The organism is Scandinavium sp. (genome assembly GCF_036271055.1).
In the GTDB taxonomy this organism is placed as follows: Bacteria; Pseudomonadota; Gammaproteobacteria; order Enterobacterales; family Enterobacteriaceae; genus Scandinavium.
On sequence record NZ_DATBBJ010000070.1, the window covers coordinates 74,336 to 92,340 of the forward strand.

The window sequence follows — 18,005 nt, forward strand, 5'->3', positions numbered from 1 at the left end:
GGCGTCGGTGCGAGCTTAGTCGCAGGTTACAATTTTCATTGCCAGACCGCCGCGAGAGGTTTCGCGGTATTTGGCGTTCATGTCTTTGCCCGTTTCGTACATGGTTTCGATGACTTTATCGAGACACACGCGCGGATCGCTGGTGCGGCGCAGCGCCATACGTGCGGCATTGACCGCTTTTACTGAGGCAATCGCGTTGCGCTCGATGCATGGCACCTGAACCTGGCCTGCAACCGGGTCGCAGGTCAAACCAAGGTTGTGCTCCATGCCGATTTCTGCGGCGATGCACACCTGCGTCGGGCTGCCGCCCAGCAGTTCAGCCAGGCCTGCTGCAGCCATCGAACAGGCCACGCCGACTTCGCCCTGACAACCCACTTCGGCACCTGAAATAGACGCGTTCATTTTATACAGAGAACCAATGGCGCTGGTCACCAGCATGTAGCGCGCCAGTGAGTTAGCATTTACTTCGCGGATAAACTTGTCGTAATACGCCAGCACTGCCGGAACAATGCCGCAAGCGCCGTTAGTTGGCGCGGTGACAACGCGTCCACCTGCAGCGTTCTCTTCGTTTACCGCCAGCGCAAACATGTTGATCCAGTCAACGACAGCCATTGGGTCGCTGGTGGTTTTATCCTGACTTACTAACATACGGCGTAATGCCGCTGCACGACGTGGCACACGCAGTTTACCCGGGAGCACGCCTTCGGTCGTGATGCCGCGCTCAATGCCGCTACGCATGACATCCCAAACTGCTGCGAAATGCTGTTCGAGTTCTTCTTTGCTGTGCAAAGCCAGTTCGTTTTGCATCATCAGACCGGAGAGCGACAGACCACTTTCCTGGCAGTGACGCTGAAGGTCAGCCGCGTTTTTATACGGATACGGCACCGCAACAGGTGCGTTATCACTCTGACCAAAATGGTCTTCATCAACGATAAAACCGCCGCCGATCGAGTAGTACGTCTGGCTGTAAACGGCTTTATCGCCGCTTAAAGCGGTAATTCGCATTCCGTTTTCATGCAGGGAAAGATTGTCGGCATGGAAATTCATGCACTGGTCTACCGGGAACTCGACTTCGTGTTCGCCATTCGCCAGCAGCAGGCGGCCATGCGTGTTCACATCCTGAATGAATGACGGAATTGCATCGATATCGACGCTGTCCGGCAGATTACCCGCCAGGCCCATAATAATGGCGATATCGGTGTGGTGACCCTTTCCGGTCAGGGAAAGTGAACCGTAAACGTCGACCACCACGCGGGTAACGTCGGTGAGAATATTGCGTGCAATCAGGTCATCCGTGAATTGCTTGCCCGCTTTCATTGGCCCAACGGTGTGAGAGCTGGAAGGACCAATGCCGATTTTGAAAATATCGAATACGCTGATCATGATGCGTCCATGGCTGGAGGGATGTGCGCCGCCCGTAGGCGGCGCGGGAGATTAACCGAACAGAGAGAAGAAAATCGCGGAGATGGCGATGAGGCCCATGATGACCACAAACACGTTGCTGATGTGACCGCTGTATTTGCGCATTGCAGGCACTTTCTGAATCGCGTACATCGGCATCAGGAACAGGATCATCGCGATAATTGGACCGCCCAGGGTCTCAATCATCCCAAGAATGCTAGGGTTCAGGGTTGCCACAATCCAGGTGGTAACCAGCATGAATACCGCAGTCACCTTGTTCAGACGGCTTACTTCAATGGTTTTTCCACGGCTACGCAGCGATTTAATCACCATACCGTTAAAGCCTTCACGTGCGCCAAGATAGTGGCCGAGGAAGGATTTAGTGATAGCGATGATGGCGATAATCGGGGCCATCCACGCAATCAGTGGTGCGTTAAAGTGGTTTGCCAGGTAAGACAGAATCGAAATGTTCTGCTCTTTTGCAGACGCCAGGTCCGCTGGCGCCAGGCTCAGCACGCAGCTGAACACGAAGAACATCACGGTCAGTACCATCATGATGTGCGCGAAAGCCAGAATTTTGGAACACTTCTTCTCAGCATCCACACCGTATTCTTCACGTTTCGCGACGGCGAAAGAAGAGATGATCGGTGAGTGGTTAAAGGAGAACACCATCACCGGGATCGCCAACCACAGCGTCATCCACAGGCCGTTGCCGGTAGAGGTTGCGCTACTCATAGACAGCGTTTCCAGCACCGCACCGTTCCATTGTGGGATCAGGTAGCAGGCCAGCAGCATCAGGGCTACCACAAACGGGAACACCAGGATGCTCATTGCTTTCACGATCATCTGCTCGCCAAAGCGCACGATGGTCATCATGCCGACGATAAGGATCAGCGACAGAATCGCACGCGGTGGCGGCGTCATTCCCAACTGGTGGGTCATGAAGCTTTCAACGGTGTTGGTGATAGCGACGCTATAAACCAGCAGAATCGGGTAAATCGCGAAGAAATACAGCAGGGTAATCAATTTACCCGCACCCACGCCAAAGTGTTCTTCAACCACTTCGGTGATGTCTTCGCCCGGATTTTTACCGGACAGCACGAAGCGGGTCAGGCCACGGTGTGCAAAATACGTCATTGGGAAAGCAAGAATTGCCATAATGATGAGCGGGATTAAACCGCCAACCCCGGCGTTGATCGGCAGGAACAACACGCCCGCACCGATCGCCGTGCCATAAAGGCCCAGCATCCACATGGTATCTGTCTTACGCCATCCGCTACGACTTTCTGTCGAGGCAATGGTGCTGGTTTGAATGGTTTCCATCTGTATCTCCTGGAGGAAGTAACTTGTCAGTTTTCTAGTCAAATCGAATGAATAAATGGCTGACGGTAATATAAATTCGTGCGAAATGGGTTTTTCTTGTTATTTTTGCCCATGATTGTGTGCGGCCGGAAAGATACATTTAAGTTATGAATGTATCAGTGATCCCGATCCCAAATGCAATAAAACACTCCACAGATGATGGTTATTAGACCATCAGACTGGTTTTTTAACGTTTACGGAAGTTTATGCGCGCGAAGGCTAGCACTGGCAGCGTATTGGAGAAAAGTATACCGCAGCGAATACGCATCATTTTCTGAAAAAAGCGACATAAATAGTGCTTTAGCGCGTACTAACCTAATTTATTTGAATATTTAACGCTTTATCCATCGCGGCAATTTTTGTAATTGATATAAAAGATAAGGGCGGCTTATGCGCCGCCCTTGAGTCAGGAAGAGGGGATCAGGAACAAATTTCGTAGCAGGGAATATACGCGGAGCCTGGAAGTTTCATGCGGTGCTGCGCGACAAAGCTTTGCAGCAAACTGTCCATCCGGCGCATCATTTCGCCGTCACCGTGGATCTTATACGGGCCGTGTTCTTCGATGGCTCGAATACCCACTTCTTTTACGTTACCCGCCACAATACCCGAGAAAGCGCGGCGCAGGTCTGCAGCCAGAACTTCTACCGGCTGATCGGGATACAGTTTCAGGTTCGCCATGTTTTCATGGGTCGGTTCGAACGGCTGTTGTAGGTCAGGCGCGATACGCATCGACCAGTTAAAGCTGTACGCATCCCCGGTGTCACGGCGATTCTCTTTCACCAGCGGCATCGCTTTCTTCATCTGACGAGCCACTTCCACCGCATCGTCGACAATAATGCGATAGTGACGACGGGCCTCTTCACCCAGCGTGTGCACAATGAAATCGTCCAATACGCGGAAGTAATCGGCGCTCTCTTTTGGCCCGGTCAGTATCAGCGGCAAGACCTGATTTTTGTTGGCCGGATTCATCAAAATACCCAACAGATAAAGCAGTTCTTCCGCCGTTCCTACGCCGCCTGGGAAGATGATTATCCCATGTGCGAGACGGACAAACGCTTCCAGGCGTTTTTCGATATCCGGCATGATGATCAGTTCATTTACCAGCGGATTCGGTGGTTCGGCGGCAATAATGGACGGCTCGGTCATGCCGATAAAACGCCCTTCTTTATAGCGCTGCTGCGCGTGGCCGACGGCGGCCCCTTTCATTGGCGCTTCCATCGCGCCCGGACCACAACCGGTACAGATATTCAGTTCGCGTAAGCCAAGCTGAGTACCCACGCGGCGAGCATAGAGATATTCGTTTTCATTAATAGAGTGACCGCCCCAGCAAACCACCATACTCGGTGCTTCACCGACGTGCAGCGCACGGGCGTTACGCAGAATGGAGAACACCAGGTTGGTAATGTGGGCAGAGCTTTCCAGATCGAGATTCGGGAAGCGAACCGTGTTATGGATTTGACCGTAAACAAACAGAATGTCGCGTAGAACGGCAAACAGGTTGGCCTGCAGGGAGCGGATAATGCGTCCGTCGACGAAGGCATCTTCCGGCGGGTTAATCAGTTCCAGTTTCACACCGCGCTCGCGGCGTAGCACGTTGATGTCAAAGCTTTCAAAGCGTGACAGCAGTTCTTTGCTGTTGTCGGTCAGACTGCCTGAGTTGAGTACTGCCAGTGAACAGTTGCGAAACAGTTGGTACAAATCGCTGCTGGCGTTGCTTTTCAGCATATCGACTTCCAGCTGCGACAGCATATCCATTGAGCCAAGCGGGCTAATATGTGTAATCAAGTGAACTCCTTACGGGACGAATATCGTCTTCCCTATTGATTACAATAGCCTTGCTGGTCAGATTTTAACAAGAAAAAGCGCGACCGAAACCGCGCTTTATTTTGCAATCATGTATGTTACTGGCGAACCAGGCGACCGATTGCAGGCACAAAATCCGTGTTACTGCGCCACGGGTTGATATCCAGTCCGCCGCGACGGGTGTATCGAGCATAAACGCTCAGGCTTTCCGGCTGACAGAAACGCTGGATGTCATTGAAAATACGCTCGACGCACTGTTCGTGGAACTCATTATGATGGCGGAAAGACACGAGATAGCGCAGCAGTTTCTCTCGGTCGATTTGCGCGCCGCGATAGTGAATTTGTACGGAGCCCCAATCTGGTTGGTGAGTAATCAGGCAGTTGGATTTGAGTAAATGGCTGACGAGTGTCTCTTCAACCACTTTCCCGTTTGCAGCGCCTTCTAGATAGTCGGTGCTGAATTCGTAGCTGTCGATTTCAATATCCTGCTCATCAATGCAGGTGCCATGAAAATGCGCAATCGGCTGGCCTTCGATTTCATCCAGACGATATAGCGCCACGCTGACATCGCCTTGCGCACAATGGCGCAGGTCACGTTCAAGCGTGGCACGCACTTCTTCCCAATCGGCGAAATGAGTCTGGTTGAAGCTGTTCAGGTAAAGCTTAAAGCTTTTGGATTCCACCAGATTGATGCTGGTGTCACGCAGCTCGACGTGTCCGACGGCCACCTGCGGCAGGCCTTTTGCATTCAGCCAGGAGATCTCATACAGCGTCCAGATATCACCGCCGTGAAAAGGGAGGTTATCGGCGTGAAGGCCGAGGGGATCGCGGTTAAGACTGCGAGGCACTGGCTGAAGCAGGCTGGCGTCGTAAATATCACGGTAATCTGTGGCTTTACCGAGCGTCAGGCCAGACAGCGCCTGATGGTTTTCATAAGAAGACATGTTTCACCGTCACAATGCAGGTAGACTATGCCTTGAGTTTATCCTGGTTGACCTGGAGAGAGAAAGCAGTGGATCAGCAGACCGTAGAAGCCTTGAATGCGTTTACCCAACGTTATTGCGACGCATGGCAACAGCGCCATGGCACGCAACCACGCAGCGAAGAACTGTACGGGGTCCCATCCCCTTGCGTGACGCAAACTGATGACGACGGCGTCTTCTGGCAGCCTCAGCCTTTCAGCCTTGTGCCAACACTGGAAGCGATCGAGCGCGCGATGGATATTGTGGTGCAAGACCCGCTGCAAACGTATTATACCAGCCAGTTTGCGGGTGATATGGCCGCGACCTTTGGCGAGCGTCAACTGATGCTATTGCAGGTCTGGAGTCCCGACGATTTTCAGCGTGTTCAGGAAAACCTGATTGGCCATCTGGTGACACAGAAACGCCTGAAGCTGTCGCCAACGTTGTTTATTGGAACAATGGACAGTGAACTGGATGTGATATCCGTGTGTAATCTGACGGGCGAAGTCCTCCTTGAGACCCTTGGAACCCGTAACCGCATCACGCTTTCTGCTTCTATTGCGAGTTTTCTGACACACCTTGAGCCTCTGCTGTAAGCCATCTGCCTGGTGTGCTTGTGAGAGATCTCTTACAGACCCTGTGAGAGATCACCAGGTTGTAAGCCTGTCATTGCCGCTTCGCTATAATGCCATTCTATTTAAATCAAATAGTTAAGATGTAATCCCTTAACTTTCATATGAAAATGGTCTTAAGGATTTCGCTAACAGAGGCTTGTAAGACGAGGCGGAATAGAGGATTCTATACAGGTCGACACGGAGTCTGACACCGAAGCGAACATCAGGATGATGACGCTTCAGCTGGAAACACCAGGATGGTGCTACAAGGACAGGCTTTCAGGACGAAAGCGAGAGGATTGCGCAGGACGCGTAAAAGGACACCTCCAGGATGGAGAAAGAGAGCCGGTCAGGATGCCCGGTGGATCAGGAAGATCAGGACAAACTTACGGATAAGTCAGATCGCATCGGGGTGGTGCGAGCAGGATGCAATAGTTTACGGATGAACTTGGTCAGGAGACCGTAGGAAAAGTTGTCATGGATGAGCAGGGAGCACCAAAAGTAGCTGGACTGCTGCTAAACGAACCGGGAGCACTGTGAAAACAGTGCTCCCTTTTTTTATTTCACACTCTCCAGTGTTATCCTGCCCCCAGATTTTCATTTCGACGTTTCTTCTGAGGTTTCTATGTCCCACCACGACAGCGTTCGTCAGCGACTGCACGCAATTGAAGCGCAACTGCGCGAGCATCAGCACTGGCAGGATAACGCTCCTGAAGCCCGTGTTTTCGAGAGCACACAACCTTTCTGCATGGACACGCTGGAGCCGCTGGAGTGGCTGCAATGGGTGTTGATCCCGCGTATGCACCAGCTTGTCGACAGCCAGCAGCCGTTGCCGCAGAGCTTTGCCGTTGCGCCGTATTACGAAATGGCTCTTACCGTCGACCATCCCTTCCGGACGATTATTCTGCCCGAGCTCGAACAGCTTGACGCCCTCTTTGCAGGCACCGATGACAAATGATTGAGATCCTCTATCAGGATGAATGGCTGGTTGCCGTCAACAAACCTTCCGGTTGGCTGGTGCATCGTAGCTGGCTCGACCGTGATGAAAAAGTGGTGCTGATGCAAACCGTGCGCGACCAGATTGGTCAGCATGTCTTTACCGTTCATCGCCTCGACAGGCCGACCTCTGGTGTGCTGTTGATGGGGCTATCGAGCGAAGCGGGCCGCTTGTTGTCTCAGCAGTTTGAACAGCATCAGATCCAAAAACGTTACCACGCTATCGTCCGTGGCTGGTTGATGGAAGAGGCGCTTCTCGATTATCCACTGGTGGAAGAGCTGGATAAAATCGCGGATAAATTCGCGCGTGAGGATAAAGAAGCGCAACCGGCGGTGACGCATTATCGTGGTCTGGCGACGGCTGAAATGCCGGTAGCAACCGGGCGTTACCCTACAACGCGCTACGGTTTGGTTGAGCTTGAGCCGAAAACCGGACGCAAACATCAGCTGCGCCGCCATATGAGTCATCTTCGCCACCCGATCCTGGGTGACAGCAAACATGGCGATCTCCGCCAGAACCGCAGCGCCGCAGAGCACTTCGGCTGCGACCGCTTAATGCTGCATGCCAGTGAACTGCATCTGACTCATCCTTTTACCGGTGAACCGCTGGTGATCCGCGCAAGCCTTGATGACGTCTGGATGCAGGCGATGTCACATTTTGGCTGGCGTGGTCTTCTCCCTGAAGTTGAAAGGGTTGAGTTTACGCCGGACAACCGTCAGGATGACCTCATAACTGAATGATTCAGGGAGAAAAGTAATGGCGGAAGTAGGCATTTTTGTCGGCACCATGTACGGAAACGCGCTGTTAGTGGCGGAAGAAGCGCAGACAATTCTCGCTTCACTCGGGCATAAGGCTCAGGTGTTTGAAGATCCTGAAGTCGGTGACTGGGAGTCATATCAGGGAAAATTCGCGCTGGTGGTGACATCGACAACCGGGCAGGGTGATTTACCGGACAGCATTGTGCCGTTGTATCAGGGCATTCAGGATATGTACCAGCCCCATCTGCGCTACGGGATCATCGCGTTAGGCGACAGCACTTACTCGCATTTCTGTGGTGGCGGCAAGAAGTTTGATGCGCTGTTGCAGGAGCAGGGCGCACAGCGTATCGGCGAGATGCTGCTGATCGATGCCAGCGAAGATCCTGAACCCGAAACGATATCCAACCCTTGGGTTGAACACTGGGCGACGTTGCTCAGCTAAGCCAATTGCCCTTCATCAGAAGGGCATCTTTTCGCCTGCCAAAACCCGATTCCGTGAACCAGACCCCATCCTCCTGGGCATAAGCCCCAAAACTCTGTTTATCTCAAACTGAATGCTGTGTTTATGCACGGTGAGCCCTCATTGATGCGTTTTTATACTTCTCCTGCCGGTTAATAAAACGTGGCACGCCACTGCGCGACGCCGCCATAAAAACAAACGTCATTCTGATTCCCCTACAGGTTACGTTGTTCAGAATGAGGGAAGCCTCAGGAGTACAACAATGAGTTCACTAAGTCAGGCGACGGCGTCTGCTGAAAAGCGGACCAACGCGCGCTACTGGATCGTGGTGATGCTGTTTATCGTCACCTCTTTCAACTACGGCGATCGCGCCACGCTCTCGATAGCCGGATCCGAAATGGCCAAAGACATTGGCCTCGATCCGGTTGGCATGGGATATGTTTTCTCTGCTTTCTCATGGGCCTATGTGATCGGCCAAATCCCCGGCGGCTGGCTGCTTGACCGCTTCGGATCTAAACGCGTCTACTTCTGGTCGATCTTTACCTGGTCGATGTTCACGCTGTTGCAGGGTTTCGTCGATATCTTCAATGGCTTTGGCATCATCATCGCGCTGTTTACTTTGCGCTTTATGGTCGGGCTTGCCGAAGCGCCATCTTTCCCGGGTAACAGTCGCATCGTTGCGGCCTGGTTCCCGGCGCAGGAAAGGGGAACGGCGGTGGCGATTTTCAACTCCGCACAGTATTTCGCCACAGTGATTTTCGCGCCGATCATGGGCTGGCTGACGCATGCCGTGGGTTGGTCACATGTGTTCTTCTTTATGGGGGGATTAGGGATCGTGATCAGCTTCCTGTGGCTGAAAATGATCCACGAGCCGAATCAGCACCCTGGCGTAAACCAGAAGGAGCTGGACTACATCGCCGAAGGCGGTGGGCTTATCAACATGGACCAGAAGAAAAATGCGCAACAGGTGCCGATGCGGGAGAAATGGGCGCAGGTCAAACAGTTGATGGCCTCGCGAATGATGATCGGCGTGTATCTCGGTCAATATTGTATCAACGCGCTGACTTACTTCTTCATCACCTGGTTCCCGGTTTATCTGGTGCAGGCGCGCGGTATGTCGATTCTGAAAGCGGGGTTTGTCGCGTCGATCCCGGCGGTGTGTGGCTTTGTGGGCGGGGTGCTCGGCGGGATTATTTCCGATTGGCTGATGCGCAAAAGTGGTTCGCTCAACATCGCACGTAAAACACCGATTGTGCTCGGGATGCTGCTGTCGATGACCATGGTGTTCTGTAATTATGTCGATGCAGAATGGATGATCATCGGCTTTATGGCGATGGCCTTCTTCGGTAAAGGCATCGGCGCGCTGGGCTGGGCGGTAATGGCTGACACTGCGCCGAAAGAGATAAGCGGCCTCAGCGGCGGTCTGTTTAACATGTTCGGTAATATGTCCGGGATTGTGACGCCGATTGCTATCGGTTACATCGTGGCGACGACGGGGTCGTTTAACTGGGCGTTAATCTACGTTGGTATTCACGCGCTGGTCGCCGTGTTGAGCTATCTGGTACTGGTCGGCGATATCAAACGTATCGAACTGAAACCCGTCACGGAGCGTGGATGATGAATACTCAGTCAAGCCCGGTCATTACTGACATGAAGGTCATTCCGGTGGCAGCACAGGACAGCATGCTGATGAATATCGGCGGCGCGCACCACGCTTATTTCACCCGTAATATTGTGGTGCTTACCGATAACGCCGGGCATACCGGCGTGGGTGAAGCGCCCGGTGGGGAAGTCATTTACCAGACGCTGGTGGACGCGATTCCGAAAGTTGTTGGGCAGGAAATTGCGCGCATGAACCGCGTGGTTCAGCAGGTTCACAAGGGTAATCAGGCGGCGGATTTTGATACCTTTGGCAAAGGCGCATGGACGTTCGAACTCAAGGTGAATGCAGTTGCCGCGCTGGAAGCGGCGTTGCTGGATTTGCTCGGAAAGACGTTGAACGTGCCAGTGTGTGAACTGTTGGGGCCAGGCAAACAGCGTGATGCGGTCACTGTGCTGGGTTATTTGTTCTATGTTGGCGACCGCAACAAAACCGACTTACCGTACAGCGAAGGAAGGCGCGACGATCACGACTGGTATCACCTGCGTCATCAGGAAGCGCTTTCTTCAGCAAGCGTTGTACGTTTGGCAGAAGCCGCGCAGGACCGATATGGTTTTAAGGACTTCAAACTGAAAGGCGGCGTGTTGCCTGGCGAACAGGAAATCGAGACGGCAAAGGCGCTAAAAAAACGCTTTCCTGACGCGCGGATCACCGTTGATCCTAACGGTGCGTGGCTGCTTGATGAAGCCATTGGGCTGTGCAAAGGTTTACAGGATGTGCTGACCTACGCAGAAGACCCCTGTGGAGCAGAGCAAGGCTTTTCCGGACGAGAAGTGATGGTAGAATTTCGTCGGGCGACCGGACTGCCCGTCGCGACCAACATGATTGCCACCAACTGGCGCGAAATGGCCCACGCTGTGATGCTCAACGCGGTAGATATTCCGCTCGCCGATCCGCATTTCTGGACGCTCTCCGACGCGGTACGCGTAGCGCAGTTGTGTGACGACTGGGGTTTAACCTGGGGCTGTCACTCAAATAACCATTTTGATATTTCGCTGGCGATGTTTACCCACGTTGGCGCGGCGGCACCTGGCAAGCCGACCGCCATTGATACGCACTGGATTTGGCAGGAAGGCGATGCCAGACTCACCCAAAATCCGCTGCAAATCGAGAACGGAAAAATCACGGTGCCCGATGCGCCCGGGCTTGGTGTAGAGCTTGACTGGGCGCAAATTGAAAAGGCACACCAGGCCTACAAACGGCTGCCCGGTGGCGCACGCAATGACGCTGTGCCGATGCAGTATCTGATCCCTGGCTGGACATTCGATCGCAAACGCCCTGTATTCGGGCGCACTCAATAAAAAGGATTGCATGATGACGATTCAACATTCAACGCCAGTAGTGACTTCCATGCAGGTGATCCCGGTTGCCGGGCACGACAGCATGCTGATGAACCTGAGCGGTGCACATGCGCCGTTTTTCACCCGCAACATCGTGATGATCAAAGACAATTCCGGACATACCGGCGTGGGGGAAATCCCCGGCGGCGAAAAGATCCGCAAAACGCTGGAAGAGGCGGCGGCTTTGGTGGTCGGCAAAACTCTGGGGGAATATAAAAATATCCTCACGGCGGTACGTAACGCTTTTGCCGATCGTGATTCCGGCGGTCGTGGGCTGCAAACGTTCGATCTGCGCACCACTATTCACGTGGTCACCGGTATTGAAGCGGCGATGCTCGATTTGCTCGGTCAGCATCTGGGTGTAAACGTGGCGTCGCTGCTGGGCGATGGTCAGCAGCGTAGTGAAGTCGAAATGCTGGGCTATCTGTTCTTTGTCGGCGATCGCAAGCGTACGCCGCTACCGTATCAGAGTCAGCCGGACGAAAAATGCGACTGGTATCGTGTGCGCCACGATGAAGCGATGACCCCGGATGCCGTCGTGCGTCTGGCGGAAGCGGCGTATGACAAATACGGTTTCAATGACTTTAAGCTGAAAGGCGGTGTGTTGAGTGGTGAAGATGAAGCCGAGGCGGTAACCGCTCTGGCGAAACGCTTCCCACAGGCGCGTGTCACGCTCGATCCGAATGGCGCGTGGTCGCTCGATGAAGCGATCAAAATCGGTAAGCAATTGCGTAATGTTCTGGCGTATGCGGAAGATCCGTGCGGCGCAGAGCAAGGCTTCTCTGGACGTGAAGTGATGGCCGAATTCCGCCGTGCGACCGGGCTGCCGACCGCGACCAACATGATTGCTACCGACTGGCGGCAGATGGGCCATACACTGTCGTTGCAATCGGTCGATATTCCTCTCGCTGACCCGCACTTCTGGACAATGCAAGGCTCGGTGCGCGTGGCGCAAATGTGTCATGAATTCGGCCTGACCTGGGGCTCGCACTCCAACAACCACTTCGATATTTCGCTGGCGATGTTTACCCATGTGGCAGCCGCAGCACCAGGTAAAGTCACCGCTATCGATACCCACTGGATTTGGCAAGAGGGTAATCAGCGTCTGACCAAGCAACCGTTTGAAATCAAAGGCGGCATGGTGCAGGTGCCTTCCACGCCGGGTCTTGGCGTTGAACTGGATATGGACCGGTTGATGCAGGCCCATGAGCTGTATCAGAAACACGGTCTTGGTGCGCGTGATGACGCAATGGGCATGCAGTATTTGATCCCCGGCTGGACGTTTGATAACAAGCGTCCGTGTATGGTGCGATAATAGACAAAAGCCGGAACCCCATAAGGACAGCCAATGAAAATCGTAATTGCCCCGGATTCGTACAAGGAAAGTTTGAGCGCGCTGGATGTCGCCAGCGCGATTGAGGAGGGCTTTAGGCAGATTTTTCCTGATGCTGATTACGTGAAAATTCCGGTCGCAGACGGCGGCGAAGGCACGGTAGAAGCCATGGTCGCCGCGACTCAAGGGCGTATCGTCACGGTTGATGTGACTGGCCCGCTGGGAGAAGCGCTACAGGCGTTCTATGGGGTTTCCGGCAACGAAGAGTGCGCATTCATTGAAATGGCGGCCGCCAGCGGACTGGAAAGCGTGCCGCCGGGTAAGCGTAATCCGCTGAAAACCACGTCGTGGGGAACCGGGGAACTGATTCGCCACGCGCTGGATGCGGGCGTTAAGCAGATAATTATTGGCCTCGGCGGCAGCGCCACCAATGATGGCGGCGCGGGCATGGTGCAGGCGTTAGGGGCTAAGTTACTGGCGGAAGATAATCAGCAAATTCCTCCGGGCGGTGAAGGCCTGGAACAGTTGGTGCGCGTTGATATTACTGAACTGGATCCCCGTCTTGCTGAATGCAGGATTGAAGTTGCCTGTGATGTCACGAATCCACTGACGGGTAACGAGGGTGCAACGGCGGTGTTTGGCCCACAAAAAGGGGCGACGGCTGAGATGCTCCCCCGGCTTGATGCGGCGTTATTGCATTACGCCCGACTTATCAAACACGATCTAGATATTGATGTGCTTAATCTGGAAGGCGGCGGCGCGGCTGGCGGCATGGGCGCGGCGCTTTTTGCTTTTTGCGGCGCCACGTTGCGTCCGGGCATTGAAATTGTGACCGATGCGCTGCATCTGGCAGAGATTGTGAAAAACGCGGATTTGGTCATTACCGGGGAAGGAAGAATCGACAGCCAGACCGTTCACGGCAAAGTACCCGTTGGCGTTGCGCGCGTGGCAAAACGTTTTAACATTCCGGTGATTGCTATTGCCGGCAGTCTGACGGATGACGTTGAGATCGTGCATCAGCACGGACTGGATGCCGTGTTCAGTGTGATCTATCGCATTTGCACGCTTGAAGATGCGCTGAGCAATGCGCGAGAAAATGTGCGTCGTACGGCGCGTAATGTGGCCGCAGTGATGAAAATAGGCCGCTGAGAAAATCCCCTCTCTGTGCGAGAGGGGATCAAAGTGTCCGGATCACCCCAGAATCAGTCGCGCTTCTCGTGCGACGTTATCCATTTCATCCAACAACTCAAGCAGCTCAGGCTCCAGATCTTCCGGGGCAATGCCGTTGCGCAGCTGGCCTTCTATCAAATGGCACAAGTTTTTCAACCGAGGCACACCGCTGTAGCCGCAACTGCCGTGGAGTTTATGGATGACATCCACCAGATCTTCCGGTTTTTCGCCCACCAACTGTTCTTCCACTTTGTTACGTATTTCCGGCAGGAACGCCACCAACATTTGCAGCATGTCGCGCGCCAGACTCTGTTTATTCGCCGCCTGACGTAGCGCTAACTGCCAATCGAGCGTGGTATTGAGATTGACAGGTGGGTGCGGCTCGGCGACTTCAGGCTGCAATAGGCTTAAGCCTGGCTTGTAACGCAGCAGTAAATTATGCAGTTTGCTCTCTTCGATAGGTTTCGCCAGATAGTCATTCATCCCGGCACTGAGCAGTTTTTCTTTTTGTCCGGCCATGGCGTGTGCGGTGACCGCAATGACTGGCGTTTGCTGCTGGTGTGGCAACTGGCGAATCAGTTCGCAGGCGCGAATACCGTCCATTTCTGGCATCTGAATGTCCATCAGGATCAAGTCGAACTGCATCTGTTTCGCGCGGTTAATCGCTTCCTGACCGCTGTCGCACAATTCTACGTTTTGCACCTGGTCTTCCAGTAATGCGCCAATCAGTTTGAGGTTCGCTGGATTATCATCTACCGCCATCACTGACATGCCTAAGCGTGTTCCGCTGGTGTTCAGCGTCACGGGCGTTTGATCGCTCTGGCAGCATTCTGCTAATGCAGGCAGCAAACGGGTTGAGGTCAATGGTTTCAGCAAGCAAGCCGCAGCCCCGTCCCGTTTGAGTTGCTCGGCATCGACCTGCGCGTGGCATGGCAGCGCCAGAACCAGGAAATCGGTCATTGAGCGGGCGCGTTCAAGTTTGTCGGCATGCATGCTTAATTCACGCATTGAAACCGGCACGGCGACCAGCAGAATATCGTAGCGATCTTCTGGCAGGGCCGAGAGGGTCGGGCTGTAAACCACCTCCAGCGGCGTGGTCGCCAGCATATCCAGCGTGCATTGCGCGGCTGCGGAATTGGCCTCGACATAGGCGAGACGTTTGCCTGCCAGACAAGCCGTGGTCAGGCTTTCGGACACCACGTTTGGATTGAGGTCGAGACTGATATGGAACCAGAAGGTTGAACCGCGATTCGGCTGGCTGTGGAAGGAAATATCCCCGCCCATTTCTTTGACCAGTTTCTGGGTGATAACCAGACCTAGCCCCGTGCCGCCATGGCGTCGTGAAATACTGGCATCAGCCTGGCGGAACGCCTGGAACAGACGCGACTGATCACGCTCGGGAATGCCGATGCCGGTATCACGGATCTGCACTTCAATCTGCGCTTTGTTATTGCTCAACGCACGCTTTTCAACCAGCACATCAATATTGCCGCTTTCGGTAAATTTAATCGCGTTGCCGACAAGATTGGTGATCACCTGCTGAAGGCGCAGCGGATCGCCAATCACGTTATCCGGCACATCATTTTTGATGTTCAGTGTCAGCTCCAGCCCTTTATCGTGGGCTGAATGGGCGAGCAGCGTGACCACTTCATCGAGAGAATTACGCAGCGGGAACGGAATACTTTCCAGAATCAGTTTGCCCGCTTCCAGTTTGGAGAAGTCGAGCACATCATTAATGATCGCCAGCAGGTTGTTCGCCGAACGTTCAATGGTGCTGAGGTGATCGCGCTGAGTCGGATTAAGGTCGGATTTGAGCGTCAGGCGCGTAAAGCCAATCACCCCGTTGAGCGGCGTGCGCAGCTCATGCGACATATTGGCAAGGAATTCAGATTTGATACGCGCCGCTTCCTGGGCGCGCTTTTTCGCTAAATCTAACTCGACGTTCTGGATTTCCATCTGTTCGAGGGTTTCGCGCAGATCCGATGTCGCCTGGTCAACGTTGTGTTGCATCTCTTCGTGATAAGCCGCCAGTGACATCGCCATCGAGTTGATGCCGTTTTTCAGCATATCCAGCTCGCCAAGCATAAATCCTTCCACGCGACTGTCGAGTTGACCCCGGCGAATTCGGTCGACCGTATTCACCATATTGCGAATTGGCCCGGTCACGTCGCGCATCAGTCGCCAGCCGAAAATCAACGCAATGCCAATACAAAACAGCATCATCACGCTGGAGATAAAGATCTCTTTGTATTGTTGCAGCCGCACGGATCGCAAATCCAGCTCCAGCGCCACATAGCCAAGCATATTGACCGGAGTTTTGGCATCTGCGTCGGGCGATTCATCCGGCGAATAGCTTTCCGAAAGGATGGGCGTGCGCAGGATCATCAGATCGCCCGTGCGGGTGACAGTCAACCTGCGGGGCAATGGTGTGCCTTGCGGCAGCTGTAACTCGCTGGGATCGAGTCGATAATTGGACGTGACGAACAGTCGGTTGTGTTCATCATACACCGAGATCCCTCGCACGATGTCAGAATGACGGCGATGCAGGACGCTTATCAGCTGTCCGATGGGCTCACGGTTTTGCAAGTTCATGCCATATTCACTGGAGACCGCGAGTGGCTCAATGATGCTGGCTCCGGCGTCTTCCAGCTGACGCTGCAGATCGTGGTAGCGGTGAACGACAAAGAAGATACTGAGCAGCAAACCGATAAGAACGGTTGGGGCCAGGATCAGGATCATCATGCGCGCGCGCAGGCTGTAGTTGGTCATGGAGTTCCGTTATGGGAGAATCAGGGTTAACACACTACGTTTGAGAAAAATCTCTGAATGGCGCAATTCTACTCTGCAAAACGCCGCGTGACGACGCGCGAGATCATAACCGTGACGGTAAGCGACCTTGACCTTTTCGGTCAGGGGGTTGCGCGCCATAACGGGAAAACGCTGTTTATCAACGGGTTGCTTCCCGATGAACGTGCTGAAATTAAGATTACAGAAGATAAAAAACAGTATGCGCGTGGGCAGGTAAAACGTCGACTTAACGACAGCGCTGAACGTGAAAAGCCCCGCTGCCCGCATTTTGGCGTGTGTGGCGGCTGTCAGCAGCAACATGCCAGCGTGCCCCTCCAGCAACGTAGTAAGCAAGCCGCGCTGGCGCGTCTGATGAAGCGTGAGGTTGACGACATTCTTGCTGCGTCACCGTGGGGCTATCGCCGCCGCGCACGCTTGAGTTTGAATTATCAGCCGAAAACCCAATACTTGCAGATGGGTTTTCGCAAGTCGGGTTCGAATGACATCGTCGAAGTGACGCAATGCCCTGTTTTGGTGCCCACTCTTGAAGCATTACTGCCTGCGTTGCGCGAATGCCTCAGCGGGCTGACGGGTGTTCGTCATCTTGGACATGTGGAACTGGTACAGGCTGACAACGGCCCACTGATGGTGCTGCGTCATACCGCGCCACTTTCTGCGGCAGATAAAGCAAAACTGGAACAGTTCTCGCATTTACATCAGCTTGCGCTGTGGCTGGCACCGCAAAGTGATAGCGTTGAACAGGTGAGCGGCGAATTGCCCTGGTACAGTTCAGACGGGCTACGCTTAACGTTCAGCCCGCGAGACTTTATTCAGGTCAACGACGGCGTAAATCAGCAAATGGTCGCAACCGCACTGGCGTGGCTGGATATTCAGCCCGAAGACCGCGTGCTGGATCTGTTTTGCGGGATGGGCAACTTCACGTTGCCGCTGGCGAAACGTGCGGCCAACGTGGTTGGCGTGGAAGGCGTGCCCGCATTGGTCGAAAAAGGCCAACAGAACGCGGAACATAATGGTTTGCACAATGTGACATTCTTTCACGAGAACCTTGAAGATGATGTCACTCTGCAGGCCTGGGCGAAAAACGGCTTTGACAAAATTTTACTCGATCCTGCGCGTGCAGGCGCACCAGGCGTGATGCAGCATGTTGTAAAATTAGCGCCCAAGCGCGTGGTGTATGTATCCTGTAATCCCGCGACGCTCGCGCGAGACAGTGAAGTGCTTTTGGCGGCGGGCTATCAAATTCAGCGTCTGGCAATGCTGGACATGTTCCCGCACACTGGGCACCTGGAGTCGATGGTGCTGTTTGAGCACCAATAATGAATCAAGGCTTGTCGAAT

At 53.8% G+C, this 18,005-nt stretch carries 14 protein-coding genes; 9 read left to right on the forward strand and 5 right to left on the reverse strand.

Going from position 1 to position 18,005, the window contains the following annotated elements; all coding sequences use genetic code 11:
• Positions 1-15: 15 nt before the first annotated feature.
• From VH187_RS12670 to queF, 4 genes are all read right to left on the reverse strand, one after another.
• Complete coding sequence (locus VH187_RS12670) at positions 16-1,383, reverse strand: L-serine ammonia-lyase (protein WP_329701804.1); 1,368 nt, start codon at positions 1,381-1,383, stop codon at positions 16-18.
• A 51-nt stretch (positions 1,384-1,434) separates the two neighbouring features.
• Positions 1,435-2,724: an HAAAP family serine/threonine permease gene (locus VH187_RS12675; RefSeq protein ID WP_329701805.1), complete on the reverse strand. Its 1,290-nt coding sequence runs from the start codon at positions 2,722-2,724 to the stop codon at positions 1,435-1,437.
• A gap of 459 nt (positions 2,725-3,183) precedes the next feature.
• Positions 3,184-4,548, reverse strand: a complete 1,365-nt coding sequence (gene ppnN, locus VH187_RS12680; RefSeq protein ID WP_329701806.1) for a nucleotide 5'-monophosphate nucleosidase PpnN — start codon at positions 4,546-4,548, stop codon at positions 3,184-3,186.
• A gap of 116 nt (positions 4,549-4,664) precedes the next feature.
• Positions 4,665-5,510, reverse strand: coding sequence for an NADPH-dependent 7-cyano-7-deazaguanine reductase QueF (queF, locus tag VH187_RS12685; protein WP_329701807.1), 846 nt, complete (start codon positions 5,508-5,510; stop codon positions 4,665-4,667).
• A 68-nt stretch (positions 5,511-5,578) separates the two neighbouring features.
• On the opposite strand from queF, the gene syd reads away from it, so the two are divergent.
• From syd to VH187_RS12725, 8 genes are all read left to right on the forward strand, one after another.
• On the forward strand, positions 5,579-6,124 hold the full coding sequence (gene syd, locus VH187_RS12690; protein ID WP_329701808.1) for a SecY-interacting protein: 546 nt from the start codon (positions 5,579-5,581) through the stop codon (positions 6,122-6,124).
• 643 nt (positions 6,125-6,767) lie between these two features.
• The gene (locus VH187_RS12695; protein ID WP_329701809.1) at positions 6,768-7,100 is read left to right on the forward strand and encodes a YqcC family protein; all 333 of its coding nucleotides are present in this window, start codon (positions 6,768-6,770) and stop codon (positions 7,098-7,100) included.
• Positions 7,097-7,879 (forward strand): tRNA pseudouridine(65) synthase TruC, encoded by a 783-nt coding sequence (gene truC / locus VH187_RS12700; RefSeq protein ID WP_329701810.1) that lies wholly within the window; start codon positions 7,097-7,099, stop codon positions 7,877-7,879. The genes VH187_RS12695 and truC overlap by 4 nt, the downstream gene beginning before the upstream one ends.
• A gap of 16 nt (positions 7,880-7,895) precedes the next feature.
• Positions 7,896-8,339 (forward strand): flavodoxin, encoded by a 444-nt coding sequence (locus VH187_RS12705; RefSeq protein ID WP_329701811.1) that lies wholly within the window; start codon positions 7,896-7,898, stop codon positions 8,337-8,339.
• Between the two features lie 163 nt (positions 8,340-8,502).
• A complete protein-coding gene (locus tag VH187_RS12710; RefSeq protein WP_329701953.1) occupies positions 8,503-9,975 on the forward strand; it encodes an MFS transporter in 1,473 nt (490 codons plus the stop codon).
• A complete protein-coding gene (locus VH187_RS12715) occupies positions 9,975-11,318 on the forward strand; it encodes an enolase C-terminal domain-like protein (protein ID WP_329701954.1) in 1,344 nt (447 codons plus the stop codon). Before VH187_RS12710 ends, VH187_RS12715 begins: the two co-directional genes overlap by 1 nt.
• 13 nt (positions 11,319-11,331) lie before the next feature.
• Positions 11,332-12,672 (forward strand): glucarate dehydratase, encoded by a 1,341-nt coding sequence (gene gudD / locus VH187_RS12720; RefSeq protein ID WP_329701955.1) that lies wholly within the window; start codon positions 11,332-11,334, stop codon positions 12,670-12,672.
• Between the two features lie 33 nt (positions 12,673-12,705).
• A complete protein-coding gene (locus VH187_RS12725) occupies positions 12,706-13,839 on the forward strand; it encodes a glycerate kinase (RefSeq protein ID WP_329701812.1) in 1,134 nt (377 codons plus the stop codon).
• A gap of 42 nt (positions 13,840-13,881) precedes the next feature.
• Here VH187_RS12725 and barA read toward each other — a convergent pair whose 3' ends face one another.
• On the reverse strand, positions 13,882-16,629 hold the full coding sequence (gene barA / locus VH187_RS12730; protein WP_329701813.1) for a two-component sensor histidine kinase BarA: 2,748 nt from the start codon (positions 16,627-16,629) through the stop codon (positions 13,882-13,884).
• A 57-nt stretch (positions 16,630-16,686) separates the two neighbouring features.
• Here barA and rlmD point away from each other — a divergent pair, with 57 nt between their 5' ends.
• Entirely contained in the window at positions 16,687-17,985 is a 1,299-nt protein-coding gene (rlmD, locus tag VH187_RS12735) for a 23S rRNA (uracil(1939)-C(5))-methyltransferase RlmD (RefSeq protein ID WP_329701814.1), read from the forward strand.
• Positions 17,986-18,005: the final 20 nt, after the last annotated feature.

What these genes read in the sequence shown, in the direction of transcription:
- VH187_RS12670 (WP_329701804.1), bottom strand. Translation starts at nt 1,383, where the DNA reads ATGATCAGCGTATTCGATATTTTCAAAATCGGCATTGGTCCTTCCAGC.
- VH187_RS12675 (WP_329701805.1), bottom strand. Translation starts at nt 2,724, where the DNA reads ATGGAAACCATTCAAACCAGCACCATTGCCTCGACAGAAAGTCGTAGC.
- queF (WP_329701807.1), bottom strand. Translation starts at nt 5,510, where the DNA reads ATGTCTTCTTATGAAAACCATCAGGCGCTGTCTGGCCTGACGCTCGGT.
- VH187_RS12695 (WP_329701809.1), top strand. Translation starts at nt 6,768, where the DNA reads ATGTCCCACCACGACAGCGTTCGTCAGCGACTGCACGCAATTGAAGCG.
- truC (WP_329701810.1), top strand. Translation starts at nt 7,097, where the DNA reads ATGATTGAGATCCTCTATCAGGATGAATGGCTGGTTGCCGTCAACAAA.
- VH187_RS12705 (WP_329701811.1), top strand. Translation starts at nt 7,896, where the DNA reads ATGGCGGAAGTAGGCATTTTTGTCGGCACCATGTACGGAAACGCGCTG.
- VH187_RS12715 (WP_329701954.1), top strand. Translation starts at nt 9,975, where the DNA reads ATGAATACTCAGTCAAGCCCGGTCATTACTGACATGAAGGTCATTCCG.
- gudD (WP_329701955.1), top strand. Translation starts at nt 11,332, where the DNA reads ATGACGATTCAACATTCAACGCCAGTAGTGACTTCCATGCAGGTGATC.
- VH187_RS12725 (WP_329701812.1), top strand. Translation starts at nt 12,706, where the DNA reads ATGAAAATCGTAATTGCCCCGGATTCGTACAAGGAAAGTTTGAGCGCG.
- barA (WP_329701813.1), bottom strand. Translation starts at nt 16,629, where the DNA reads ATGACCAACTACAGCCTGCGCGCGCGCATGATGATCCTGATCCTGGCC.
- rlmD (WP_329701814.1), top strand. Translation starts at nt 16,687, where the DNA reads ATGGCGCAATTCTACTCTGCAAAACGCCGCGTGACGACGCGCGAGATC.